The organism is uncultured Actinomyces sp. (assembly GCF_963526355.1).
Classification (GTDB): Bacteria; Actinomycetota; Actinomycetes; order Actinomycetales; family Actinomycetaceae; genus Actinomyces.
In genome coordinates this window covers 57,603-70,042 of record NZ_CAUROW010000003.1, presented here as the reverse complement: position 1 = coordinate 70,042, position 12,440 = coordinate 57,603, and the positions used below count along the sequence as shown (strand labels likewise).

The 12,440-nt window shown below is 68.5% G+C and carries 13 protein-coding genes; 10 read left to right on the top strand and 3 right to left on the bottom strand.

Annotation, left to right across the window (positions count from 1 at the left end; all coding sequences use genetic code 11):
* Positions 1–3 precede the first annotated feature (3 nt).
* On the bottom strand, positions 4–564 hold the full coding sequence (gene rsmD / locus RWR81_RS01995; protein WP_314453642.1) for a 16S rRNA (guanine(966)-N(2))-methyltransferase RsmD: 561 nt from the start codon (positions 562–564) through the stop codon (positions 4–6).
* Between the two features lie 51 nt (positions 565–615).
* Entirely contained in the window at positions 616–1,284 is a 669-nt protein-coding gene (locus tag RWR81_RS01990; protein ID WP_314453640.1) for a class II aldolase/adducin family protein, read from the bottom strand.
* Between the two features lie 209 nt (positions 1,285–1,493).
* Between RWR81_RS01990 and RWR81_RS01985 the strand changes: the two genes are divergently transcribed.
* The 4 genes from RWR81_RS01985 (at position 1,494) to fucP (ending at position 6,572) form a co-directional block, all read left to right on the top strand.
* Positions 1,494–3,269: an L-fucose isomerase gene (locus RWR81_RS01985; RefSeq protein ID WP_314453637.1), complete on the top strand. Its 1,776-nt coding sequence runs from the start codon at positions 1,494–1,496 to the stop codon at positions 3,267–3,269.
* A gap of 12 nt (positions 3,270–3,281) precedes the next feature.
* Positions 3,282–4,751 (top strand): FGGY-family carbohydrate kinase, encoded by a 1,470-nt coding sequence (locus tag RWR81_RS01980; protein WP_314453634.1) that lies wholly within the window; start codon positions 3,282–3,284, stop codon positions 4,749–4,751.
* 64 nt (positions 4,752–4,815) lie between these two features.
* Positions 4,816–5,244, top strand: coding sequence for an RbsD/FucU domain-containing protein (locus RWR81_RS01975; protein ID WP_314453632.1), 429 nt, complete (start codon positions 4,816–4,818; stop codon positions 5,242–5,244).
* Positions 5,244–6,572, top strand: coding sequence for an L-fucose:H+ symporter permease (gene fucP / locus RWR81_RS01970; RefSeq protein ID WP_314453630.1), 1,329 nt, complete (start codon positions 5,244–5,246; stop codon positions 6,570–6,572). Before RWR81_RS01975 ends, fucP begins: the two co-directional genes overlap by 1 nt.
* Before the next feature lie 150 nt (positions 6,573–6,722).
* Here the strand turns inward: fucP and RWR81_RS01965 are convergent, their stop codons facing one another.
* Positions 6,723–7,721: a LacI family DNA-binding transcriptional regulator gene (locus tag RWR81_RS01965; RefSeq protein WP_314453627.1), complete on the bottom strand. Its 999-nt coding sequence runs from the start codon at positions 7,719–7,721 to the stop codon at positions 6,723–6,725.
* 195 nt (positions 7,722–7,916) lie between these two features.
* Here RWR81_RS01965 and coaD point away from each other — a divergent pair, with 195 nt between their 5' ends.
* The 6 genes from coaD (at position 7,917) to RWR81_RS01935 (ending at position 12,439) form a co-directional block, all read left to right on the top strand.
* Positions 7,917–8,417: a pantetheine-phosphate adenylyltransferase gene (gene coaD, locus RWR81_RS01960; protein WP_314453624.1), complete on the top strand. Its 501-nt coding sequence runs from the start codon at positions 7,917–7,919 to the stop codon at positions 8,415–8,417.
* A 107-nt stretch (positions 8,418–8,524) separates the two neighbouring features.
* Complete coding sequence (locus RWR81_RS01955; RefSeq protein WP_314453620.1) at positions 8,525–9,076, top strand: ATPase; 552 nt, start codon at positions 8,525–8,527, stop codon at positions 9,074–9,076.
* 122 nt (positions 9,077–9,198) lie between these two features.
* Positions 9,199–9,801, top strand: a complete 603-nt coding sequence (locus RWR81_RS01950) for a DUF177 domain-containing protein (RefSeq protein WP_314453617.1) — start codon at positions 9,199–9,201, stop codon at positions 9,799–9,801.
* On the top strand, positions 9,801–10,592 hold the full coding sequence (rnc, locus tag RWR81_RS01945) for a ribonuclease III (RefSeq protein ID WP_314453613.1): 792 nt from the start codon (positions 9,801–9,803) through the stop codon (positions 10,590–10,592). Before RWR81_RS01950 ends, rnc begins: the two co-directional genes overlap by 1 nt.
* A complete protein-coding gene (gene mutM / locus RWR81_RS01940; RefSeq protein WP_314453610.1) occupies positions 10,592–11,677 on the top strand; it encodes a bifunctional DNA-formamidopyrimidine glycosylase/DNA-(apurinic or apyrimidinic site) lyase in 1,086 nt (361 codons plus the stop codon). The genes rnc and mutM overlap by 1 nt, the downstream gene beginning before the upstream one ends.
* A gap of 108 nt (positions 11,678–11,785) precedes the next feature.
* Positions 11,786–12,439: a response regulator transcription factor gene (locus tag RWR81_RS01935; RefSeq protein WP_314453607.1), complete on the top strand. Its 654-nt coding sequence runs from the start codon at positions 11,786–11,788 to the stop codon at positions 12,437–12,439.
* The last annotated feature ends 1 nt before the right edge of the window (position 12,440 follow it).

The following is a 12,440-nucleotide window of genomic DNA, read 5'->3' as shown; positions in this document are numbered from 1 at the left end:
GGCTTAGGCGGGCTCGGCGAACCAGATCGTGGTCTCGCCGTACCGTTTGTCCGCGAAGCGCTGCATCCCCTGCGGCCAGGTGGGCTCCGGTGAGCGCGTCGAGCGCTCGACGACGACGACGGCGTGCGGCGCCAGCCACGGGTCCTCGCTGCGGGCCAGGAGGGTGAGGAGCGCGGTGAGTTCCTCCTCGCTCAGTTCATAGGGCGGATCGAGCAGCGCCAGGTCCACCGGGGCACCCGCTGCGCCGGCCAGGAAGGCGGCCGCCTTCGCGGTCACCGCCGACACCCCTGGCAGGTCCAGTGCCCGGATGTTGCGCCGGCAGGTCTCCGACGCGCCGCGCGAGGAGTCCACGAGTGTGACGTCACGGGCTCCTCGGCTCGAGGCCTCCAGGCCCAGGGCCCCGGAGCCTGCGTACAGGTCCAGCACCCGAGCGCCGTCGAGCACCCCGTGGTGGTCCAGGCGGGCGAAGAGGGCCTCGCGGACGCGCTCGGAGGTGGGGCGCGTCCCGGACCGGGGCACCTCGATCCTGCGTCCGCCCACGGTTCCGGCCACGATCCTCGTCATGGGGCAGACCTTACCCGGCCTGGAACCCGCGTCTCCTCCGACCTGCGCCGCTCAGCCCTCCTCGACCGGGGCGTGCTGACCGTAGCCGGTGTCCCGGATCTTGCGCGCGACCGCCGCGATCTGCTCGTCGGAGAGGATCTTGGGGCTGCCGACGGCGAGTGTGCGCAGGTAGAGCTCACAGACCCACTCCAGCTCCTGGGCCAGGACGTAGGTGGCGGCCAGCTCCGGGCCGGTCACCACGGAGCCGTGGTTGCTCATGAGAGCCGCGGTACGTCCCTCGAGGGCCTTCTCGACATTGGCGGCCAGCTCCGGGGAGCCGTAGATGGCGTAGTCGGCCACCCGCACGTCGCTGCCGCCGAACATGCAGATGTAGTAGTGCACAGCCGGGAGCGCGCTCACGCCCTCGAGGCTGGCCACGGTGGTGGCAGCGTAGGAGTGGGTGTGCACCACCGACATCTGTCCGGTCGCCCGCAGCGCGGTCAGGTGCAGGTCCAGCTCGCTGGCGGGCTTGAGTGGTCCCTCGACCTGCTTGCCGGTGGCGTACTCGACCACGGCGACCAGGTCGGGGCGCATGTCCTGGTAGGGCAGCCCCGAAGGGGTGATGGCGAGCAGGTCCCCCTCCCGGATGGACAGGTTGCCTGCGGTTCCTACGACCAGGCCGTCGTCAGACAGGTGGGAGCAGGCATCGGCGATCTGCTGGCGGGCGTCGTTGAGAAGCATGGTGGGCTCTTTCCCCGGGGCGCACCGCTGCGCGCCCCGTTGCGTCAGAAGTGGTGCCAAGGCATCGTCTCATGTTGGCGCTCTCATGTCTATAGTTGCGGTTTTTCGTTTTCATGCTTGACATGACCGTTTGGTTGGGGTCATTCTATGTTTGCGCTCACATTGATGTGGGTCCTGGTCATCGTCGCCCAGTGAAAGGAAAATTTGTCATGCCCACCGCGTCCTACCCCGCCATCGGAATCCGCCCCCTCATCGATGGACGCCGTCGTGGTGTGAGGGAGTCGCTCGAGGACAAGACCGCTCAGCTGGCCAAGGATGTCGCCGAGCTCATCTCCTCCCGCCTGACCTACCCCGACGGAAGCCCGGTGCGCTGCGTCGTCTCCGAGACCGCGATCGGAGGAGTGGCCGAGGCCAACCGCTGCAAGGAGCAGTTCCGCACCGAGAACGTGTGCGCCGACCTGACCGTCACCGCCTCCTGGAACTACATCACCGAGGTCCTCGACCTCGACCCCTCGATCCCGCACGCCATCTGGGGCTTCAACGGCACCGAGCGACCGGGGGCCGTGACCCTGGCCGCCGCGGCCGCCGCCTACAACATGCTGGGCATCCCCTGTTTCGGCATCTACGGCCACGACGTGCAGGACGCCGACCACTCGGGCCTGACCGACGACGTCGTTGAGAATATCCTGCGCTACGCGTGCGCCGCCCTGGGCGTCGGCCTCATGAGGGGGCGCAGCTACCTCTCGATCGGGACCGTCTCCATGGGGATCGCCGGCTGCCGCGTCCCCGAGCAGTTCTTCGTCGACTACCTGGGCATGCGGGCCGAGTACATCGACATGATCGAGATCGACCGCCGTATCGCCCACGGCATCTACGACCACAAGGAGTACGAGACCGCTCTGGCATGGGCCCGGGAGAACCTCACCATCGGGGAGAACCGCAACCCCGAGGCCAACCGCTTCACTCAGGAGGAGTACGACGAGCAGTTCGACTACTGCATCAAGATGCTCCTCATCGGTCGCGACCTCATGGAGGGCAACCCCGCCCTGGCCGAGCTCGGCTTCGTCGAGGAGGCCGACGGGCACGACGCCATCGCGGCGGGCTTCCAGGGGCAGCGCCAGTGGACGGACTACAAGCCCAACGGCGACATCCTCGAGACCTTCCTCAACAGCACCTTCGACTGGAACGGCAAGCGGCCCGAGAAGGTCTTCGCCACGGAGGGCGACGCCGGCAACGCCGTCGCCATGCTCTTCAACTCCGTTCTGACCCACCGTCCCCAGCTGTTCAGCGACGTGCGCACCTACTGGAGCCCCGAGGCCGTCGAGCGGGTCACCGGGTACAAGCTCCAGGGACGCGCCGAGAACGGCTTCATCGACCTGCGCAACTCCGGGGCGACGACTCTCAACGCCACTGGCCAGGAGAAGGATGGCGAGGGCAACCCCATCATCAAGCACTGGTGGCAGATCACCGACGCGGACATCGAGGCGGACCTGAAGGCCTCCACCTTCCACGCCGCCACGCGCGAGTACTTCCCCGGAGGCGGCTTCTCCACGCACTTCACCACCGCCGGCGGCATGCCCGTCACTGCGACGCGCCTCAACTTCGTGGCCGGTCAGGGGCCCGTCCTCCAGATCTCCGAGGGCTGGACCGTGGAGCTGCCCGACGACGTGCGCGACCAGATCGTCAACCGCACCGACCCGACCTGGCCGACGACCTTCTTCGTTCCGCGCCTGACCGGCCAGGGCGCCTTCACCTCCGTCTACGACTGGATGGCCAACTGGGGCGCCAACCACACGGCCACCGGTTACGGGCACTTCGGCGCCGACCTCATCACCCTGGCGTCGATGCTGCGCATCCCCGTCTACATGCACAACGTCGAGCGTGAGAGGATCCTGCGCCCCAAGGCCTGGGTGCCCTTCGGCACCGCCGAGCCCGAGAGCGCCGACTTCAGGGCCTGCGCCACCTTCGGTCCCCTCTACCGCTGAAGGACCGACGTCATGACGAGCACCGACGAGCACCACGCACTCGCACTCGATCTCGGATCCAGCTCCGTACGAGCGGTTCTGGGAAGCTACCGTCAGGGAGCCATCAGCACCGAGGAGGTCTTCCGGCTCCACCACCAGGCGGTGGATGACCACGGCACCCTCACCTGGGACCTCGAGCGCATCATGGACGGTGCTCGTCGGAGCATCGTCGAGGCGACTGAGCGCCTGGGGCGGGCCCCCGACAGCATCGGCATCGACACCTGGGGTGTCGACTACGGCCTCCTCGACGCTCAGGGCGACCTGCTGCGCGCCCCACGGGCCTATCGCGACGGGCGCATGGCCCGGTGGGCCGCGGACCTTGACCGGGCCATCCCCCCGCAGGCGGCCTGGCAAGCGACCGGCATCCTGCCCCAGCAGATCAACACGGTCTACCAGCTCTACGCGGACCTGAGGCAGGAGCCGGAACTCGTTGATCGGGTCGACCGCTTCCTGCCGCTGCCCGACCTGGTGGCGCTCCGGCTCGGTGCCCCGGCCGAGGCGGGGCGGGCGATCGCCTCGACCACCGGGCTCGCCTCCCCCGGGGCGAGGCACTGGGCGCCTCAGGTCCTCGAGGCCACTGGGATCCCCGAGCGGTGGATGCCCCCACTCGTCGACGACGCCACCGTGGCCGGCAAGACGCCGGAGGGGATCACCATCGTGCGCCCCGGTGGACACGACACCGCCTGCGCCGTCCACGCGCTCGGGCTGAGGGGTGACGAGACTCGCCTGTTCATCTCCTCGGGGTCCTGGAGCCTCATCGGCGCCGTCGTTCCCCATCCGGTCCTGGACGAGGCGGCGCTGCGGGCAGGGCTGACCAACGAGGTCCGCACCGACGGCGGTATCCGGCTCCTGCGCAACCTCACCGGCTTCTGGCTGCTCCAGGAGTGCCAGCGCTCCTGGGACGAGCCCAACACCGGCGCACTGGTCAAGGCGGCGGGGAAGTGCACCTCGCTCGGAGTGGTCATCGACCCCGATGACGAGCTCTTCGCCACCCCTGGGGACATGCCGGCCAAGATCGCCCGCTGGTGCCGCGACCACTACACGGTGGAGCCCGAGGGGCCGGCGCAGACTGTCCGGCTCATTCTCGAGTCGCTCGCCTGCGCGCACGCCGCCTACGCCCAGGGGCTGCAGGACGTCGTCGGCGACCTGCTGGACCCGGCCTCGCCGATCCACCTGGTGGGAGGGGGAGCGCGCAACGGCCTCCTTCCGGCGATGACGGCGGCGGCCTGCAACCGACGCGTCGTCGTGGGCACGCCGGAGGCCAGCGCCCTGGGCAACATCCTCGCCCAGCTCGAGGCCACCGGCGTCGTCGACCCGGCTTCGCGCAGCGAAGCACTGCGCCGCAGCGTCCCCCTGGTCGACGTCGAACCCACCGACTCCATCGTGGGCCCCAGCACTTTCGACGCCATGCGGGAGCGGCTGCTCACCGTCATTACCGGCTGACCAATGACCTCATCGACTGAAACCGATCACCAATCCGAACACCCACCTCATGAAAGGAGCAACGATGCTCCGCAACATTCCCGCCAACCTGTCCCCCGACCTCGTCAAGATCCTGCTCGAGATGGGCCATGGGGATGAGATCCTCCTGGCTGATGCCAACTTCCCCGGGCACCACCTCCACCCCACCACGGTGCGAGCGGATGGCCTGGGTATCCCCGACCTGCTCACGTCCATCCTCACCCTCATGCCCCTGGACCGGTACAGCAGCTACCAGGTGGCCCTCATGGAGACCGTGGGCGACGACCCTCGGCCTCCGGTGTGGGACGTCTACGAGCAGATCTGGAACGAGGCGGAGAAGGAGGCCGGTCCCGTGAGCGTCAAGACGATTGAGCGCATGGCCTTCTACGACTACACCCCGAGCGTCTACGCCGTCGTCCTCACTGGGGAGACCGCCCTGTACGGGAACCTCATCCTCAAGAAGGGCGTGCTGTGATGACTGCTGTCCAAGACTCCGTGGCTGAGACGGACCGCGTCCAGGGGACTCAGTCCAACCGAGGGTTCCTGTACCCCGGCATGGTGCTGCCCTTCTGCCTGCTGGTCTCCTGCTTCGCCGCCTGGGGACTGGCCGGAAACATGACGGATCCCTTGGTCAAGGTGTTCCGCTCCGTGTTCTCCATGACGAACCTGCAGTCCTCACTGGTGCAGTCGGCCTACTACGGGGCCTACTTCTGTCTGGCGATCCCGGCGGCCTTCATCAACAGTCGCCTGGGTTACAAGGGCGGCGTCCTGATCGGGCTGGTGCTGGCGGGAACCGGTGGGCTTCTGTTCATCCCCGCGGCGTACGTCATGACCTACTCAGTATTCCTGACCGCCCTGTTCACCCTTGCCGCGGGCCTGTCCATTCTGGAGACCAGCGCCAATCCGTTCGTGATGTCCATGGGGCCGGAGCACAATGCCACACGGCGTCTCAACTTCGCGCAGGCCTTCAATCCCATCGGTTCCAACCTCGGGGTGCTGCTGGCCGCCCTGTTGATCCTGCCCAAGGTGAATCCGGCCACTGCCGAGCAACGCGCGGCCATGAGTCATGAGGCCCTGCTGGCCACCCAGAGCTCTGAGCTCAAGGCCGTGATGGGCCCCTATGTCGTCCTCGGACTCCTCTACATCCTGCTGGCCGTCATGATCGGCCGGGTCAAGGTCGCGGAGCGGCCGGTGGAGTCCGCAGCGGGTGAGAGCGGTGGGCCGGGCAGGCTCATGCGCCTGCTTCGAAACAAGCGCTACAGCTTCGGGGTGGTGGCGCAGTACTTCAACGTGTCCGCTCAGACCTGCATCTGGACCTACACCCTGCACTACGTCACCAGTGCCTTGGGCGTCTCGGATAAGGTGGCCGGTTACTGGCTTCAGACCAGTCTGATCGTCTTCCTGGTCTTCCGTTTCCTCATGGTGGGTCTCATGGGCAGGTATGACGCACGCAAGCTGCTTCTGGTCATGTGCTCCCTCGGGGTCGCCCTGTCCCTGTTCGCGATGGTGAGTGTGAACATTCTGGGGGTACTCGCCATCATCTCCCTGTCCGCGTGCATCTCCCTGTTGTTTCCCACCATCTACGGAGAGGCCCTGATGGGGTTGGGGGAGGACACCAAGTACGGGGCCGCGGGGCTGGTCATGGCCATCATCGGCGGAGCCACCATGCCCCTGGTGCAAAGCGCCATCATGGATCACACGTCTCCCGCGGTGTCCTACGTCACGGTTGCCGGGTGCTTCCTGGTGGTGGCCGCCTACGGACTCTACACACTGCGCTCGCCAAGGCCCATCAGTGCGGCCTGACGGCGCTCTGGAGGACTCCAATGTCATCGTTGTCTCGTCCCACGTACTACGTGGGAGGAGACAACGATGAAGGACTCAGTGAGTCCGCCCGGCGAAGTGCTCGGCTCGTCGCGGACACCCTAGAGTCCGACAGTATTCGGCAACGGGCCCCTAGGAATTGGCTGTTGACGACCTGACGACCAGCCGCGGCTCCAGGGAGACGTTGTGCGCAGGGGCGCCCTCGACGAGCTCATCGGTCAGGCTCAGGGAGGCTCGCCCCAGGGCGTCGAAGTCCTGCGTGATGCTGGACAGGGACGGGGTCGCCCAACGCGCCAGGGGGATGTCGTCGAAGCCAATGACGGCGACGTCGTCAGGAATCCGGACACCGGCGGCGAGCAGCTCGTGACACAGACCCAGGGCGATGTCATCGTTGCCGGCGAAGATGGCATCGGGCAGTCCGCTCTCAAGCAGACGCCGAGCGACTTTGGCTCCGGCCTCTCCCGTCCAGGAGTCGGTTCCGACCCAGCGACCAGGAATCCCCGCCTCGGAACAGGTCGACTGGTAGGCGGCAAGGCGCTCGGAGGCGTCTTGCCACGTCAGGTCCCCGGTGACGTGGAGTGGTCGCGTGCGTCCCTGAGCGAGAAGGTGCTCCGTCGCCAGCCTGGCTCCCAGCGCCTGGTTGATGGAGACGGTTGACAGTGTGGAGAACTCGTGCTGACCGGAGATGATGGCAATGACGGGGCCTCGGTGGCGTTGAGACGACAGGATGGCGAGGACGTCGGCGCGCTGGGCGAGGACGACGATGGCGGCGACGCGATGGCCGTGCAGGTGAGCCAGGGCCTCCTTGACCGATTCCGGTGCGTCGCCATCAGCAGTGGCCAGGACGAATGTGTCCCCCCGTTCGCGAACGGCCCTGGCGATTGCGGAGAAGGTGGAGGCCATGCCGTGGGACAGTCCGGCGGTCAGAAGGATCCCGACGGCTCCAGAGGAGCCCGATGCCAGCAGGCGAGCCGCAAGATTGGGCTCGTAACCCAGTGCCTGAACAGCCGCTAGAACCTTCTGACGCGTCTCGGGGCGGACCGATGGGTGGTGGTTGAGCACGCGGGAGACGGTCTGAGGCGAGACTCCGACCGCGTCGGCCACGTCACTGAGGGTAACGCGTGTGGGCACGAGGGAGAATATAGCAGCGCCTGTGCGCCGCTCCCGGATGCCGGCGGACGGCGGGCTCGGGAGAAGATGCGTGCTGCAGAGCGCTAAACGGGTGCATGGGAGGAAGGTGCTCGTTGTTGGCCTGCGCCGGCCCTGAAGGAGACCGCCGCGGCGCGCGTCCCGCACTGTGGCACGCCCAGCCAGTAGCGTGGCCGCATGAGCCTGGCCGTCTACCCCGGAAGCTTCGACCCTCTCACCCTGGGGCACGTCGACATCGCCGCCCGCGCGGCCGCGCTCTTCGACATCGTCGTCATCGGGATCGCCCACAACGCCGCCAAGGTTGGGCGCCACCTGCTCGATGCCGAGGAACGCCTGTCCCTGGCCCGGGCCTCCACCTCCCGCCTGCCCGGTGTCGAGGTGGACCTCGTCCCCGGTCTCCTGGCCGACTACTGCCGCCGGCGTGGTGCGAGAGCCATCATCAAGGGTCTGCGCAACGGCAGCGACCTGGATGTCGAACTGCCCATGGCGCTGCTCAACCGGGATCTAGGTGCGCCTGAGACGGTCTTCCTGACGGCGTCTCCCGCCCATGCCCACATCTCTTCCTCCCTCGTCAAGGATGTCGCCGGCTATGGCCGGGACGTCTCCGGGCTCGTCCCACCTGCCGTCGCCCATGCCCTGAAAACCCGATTCACCACCGAGATGCCGCAGCCCGGCTAGCGGCCCCGGCCGACAGGTCAGCCAGCAGGGCGGTGTGCCGGGCCCCGTCCCGCCTGGAGCCCCGCCAGGCCGCTATGTCGGCGCCGACCAGACAGAGAGGACCTACCGTGACAACCAGCCGCGATGCCGGAGACGATCTGCTGCACATCCTCGATGAGCTCGATGAGCTCATTGCCAATGCCCGCTCCATGCCGATGAGTGCCTCCGCGATCGTCAACCGGGAGGCCGCCCGGCACCTCATCGAGCGAGCCCGTGACGCAGTCCCCACAGCCGTTCACCGCGCTGAGAAGATCGTCGCCGATGCCGATGCTGTTCTGGCCCAGGGACGGGCCGAGTCCGAGCGGCTCGTCCAGTACGCCCAGGAGGAGTCCGAGCGCTTGGTGGCCGGGGAGAACATCGTGCGCATGGCCAACGACCGGGCCGACAGCATCGTGGCGGCCGCCGAGGACAGGGCCGCCTCCCTGCGTCACGGGGCGGACGAGTACTCCGACCGGGCCCTGGCCTCCCTGGAGGCCGAGGTCGCCAAGATCACCGAGCAGATCCGCGCCGGCCGCGAGGTCCTGGCCGGGCGTCTGGGCGACGGCACGGACCAGTCGGTGGAGGTCCAGGAGCCCGTTCGTCGCCGCTCCGGCTGGTCCGTGGACCCCTCTGCCCGCTGAGTCGGGGCTGCTGGAACTGCGGGGTACGCTCGCGCAGAGACCTCATCCATCACCTCATTCATTGCCATGCCCGTAGCGGTCACAGCTGGACGCGGCACGGTCAACCCGCTGTGGAGGAAACCATGTCAGGACTCGTCGTCGATATCGTCGACCTTCCTCGCGCCACCGGCTCGGTCAAGAGCCTGCAGATCCGTACCCCCGCCCCCGCCGATCTTGGCACCGGGATCATCGGCGTGCCCGAGGGCAGTGAACTCACCCTCGACGTCACCTTGACCTCCATGGACGACGGCGTCCTGGCGCGCGTCGACGCCGACCTCCACATCCACGGCGAGTGCGTGCGCTGCCTGCGCGACCTCGATGAGAACCGCACCGTGAGGATCGATGAGCTCTACCTCTTCCCCGAGGCCATCGAGACCCAGCGGGCCCAGGGCGACGAGGAGGCCGCCGACCTCCTGGCAGTCGGGGAGACCACCCTGGACCTCGAGCCCGCCCTGCGCGACGCCCTGGTGCCCACACTGCCCTTCCAGCCCCTGTGCCGCCCCGACTGCCCCGGTCTGTGCCCCGACTGCGGGCAGCGGCTCGAGGAGCTGCCCGCCGACCACCACCACGAGGTTCTCGATCCGCGCTGGTCCGCGCTGGCCGGTTTGCTGGGAACCGGGACCGATCGGGAGGACGGCTTGGGCTCGCCCACAGACGAGGAGGGCGCGGAGGGGGATCAGGCCTGATGTCCCGACGTCGTAGCGCCCCGCCCGCCCGTACCGATACTGAGGCACTCGTTTACCGCTGGGGGTCCGGTATTGATGCCGGGCTTCTCGACCTGGCACTGACCCACCGCTCCTACGCCCACGAGAATGGCGGACTGCCCACCAACGAGCGTCTGGAGTTCCTGGGAGACTCGGTACTGGGCATCATCGTCACCGAGCACCTTTACCGCACCCATGCGTCCGTTCCCGAGGGACAGCTTGCCAAGATGCGCGCAGCCACGGTCTCCGAGCCGGCTTTGGCCGCCGTCGCCCGTGACCTGGGGCTGGGGGAGTTCATCAAGCTCGGCAACGGCGAGGCACTCTCGGGAGGGCGTGACAAGGACTCCATCCTGTCCGACACGGTCGAGGCCCTCATCGGCGCCACCTACCTCACCCACGGCCTGGAGGAGACCCGCACAGTCGTCACCCGGCTCGTCTCACGCTTCCTGGACTCGGCCCGCACCCGCGGTGCCGGCCTGGACTGGAAGACCAGTCTGCAGGAGCTCACCGCCGCCCACCAGCTCGGCAACCCCGGCTACGAGGTGACCGGCACCGGCCCGGACCACCAGCGGGTCTTCACCGCCAGCGCCATCGTCGACGGCGAGGTCATGGGGCAGGGTACGGGCAGCTCGAAGAAGATCGCCGAGCACGACGCCGCCGAGGCCGCCTACGCAGCCATCCTGGCCGCCCGCGGTGACGGCGGACTCGACCTGCCCGGCGTCAACGAGGCCCTGCGTGCCGACCTGCTCACCCAGCGCTCGCAGAAGAGCTGATGCCCGAGCTGCCCGAGGTGGAGGTCGTGCGTGCCGGGCTCGCCAGGCACGTGGCCAGACGCACGGTCACCAGTGTTGAGGTCCTTGACCCCCGCCCCCTGCGCCGCCAGGACGGCGGGGTGCAGGCCTTCGTCGACCAGCTCACCGGGCGCACCCTCACCGCGGTCGTCCGGCGGGGAAAGTTCCTGTGGCTGCCCTTGGACGATGGGCGTGCCCTGTCGGCTCACCTGGGCATGAGCGGCCAGCTGCTCGTACGCGGCACCGCCCCCGCCGCCGACTCCGGTCCCGTCCATGAGCGGGTGAGCGGCGCGGCCCTTCGGACCGACCCGAATGCGCTGACCGGCGGGCGCTCGGTGGACCTGAGCGTCACTGAGCAGCCCCGCTACGTGCGGGACCTGTCGACGTCCCCGCGCCACCTGCGTGTGCGGCTCCATCTCAGCACCTACCCGGGCACTGACGGCGGGGGTGGAGCCGTTCCGGACCCGGGCCTCGACGACGGAGCGGTTCTCGACCTGGTCGACCAGCGCATGCTCGGTGGTCTGCACGTCGTCGACCTGGTTCCCACCGCCGACGGAGCCCCCGGCGGTATGGGCAGCCCGGAGCCGCTGCTGCCCGCCGACGCCACCCATATCGCCCGTGACCTGCTCGATCCCGCCCTGAAGCGAACGGGGCCCGACGGGGTCGTCAGCAAGGTGCGCGCCTCACAGCGCGCCATCAAGACCCTCCTGCTCGATCAGGGGCTCGTCTCCGGCGTCGGCAACATCTATGCCGACGAGGGCCTGTGGGAGGCTGGGGTGCACGGCCTGCGTCCGGGGACGGCGCTCGGCCCCCGAGTCGTGGCCCGGATCCTTGAGACCACGGCCGAGGTCATGCGCCGGGCACTGCAGGCCGGCGGCACGAGTTTCGATGCCCTCTACGTCGATGTCGAGGGCGCCTCCGGCTTCTTCGCCCGTGAGCTCCGGGCCTACGGGCGCCAGGGGCAGGACTGCCGCCGCTGCGGGACCGGCATGCTCCGCGAGGTCCTGGGCGGACGCTCCCACACGTACTGCCCCCGTTGCCAGACCCGACCGCGCCGCTCCCGGTGAGGAAGAGCCCGGGGTGCACCGGCAGCGTGCCACGCAACCCACGAGCACAGCGCCACAACGCAGCACTCCGTGTGACGTAGGTCCCCGTCCCCTGGTAATGTCGTGAGCATGTCACACACCCCCGCCTCGGAGATCGTCCGCGTCATGATCGTGGACGACCACGAGATCGTCCGCCGCGGCATCGCCGAGATCATCGACCGTGCTGACGGGCTCGACGTCGTTGCCGAGGCGGGCTCTCGAGCGGAGGCGGTACGTCGGGCCGAGCTGGTTCGCCCCGATGTCATCCTCGTGGACCTCCAGCTGCCCGATGGCACGGGCATCGAGCTCATGCAGGAGCTGCGCGAGTCGGTGCCCCAGGCCCTGCCCATCGTGCTGACCTCCTTCGACGACGATGAGGCCCTGGCCGAGGCGCTGGCCGCCGGGGCCCGGGCCTACCTGCTCAAGACCGTCCACGGCGCGGAGATCAGTGATGTCGTGCGGGCCGTTGCCTCCGGTCGCGTCCTGCTCGACGAGCGCACCGTCACACGTCGCCGGGCCGACCACGACGACCCCACCGCCGACCTGACCAACGCCGAGCGCAAGGTGCTCGACCTCATCGGCGACGGCCTGTCCAACCGGGAGATCGGTGAGCGCCTCGGGGTCGCCGAGAAGACGGTCAAGAACCACATCACCTCCCTGCTGGCCAAGATGGGCCTGCAACGGCGCACCCAGGTCGCCGCCTGGGTGGCCGGTCAACGCGCCTCGGGCTGGCGCAACGGCTGAT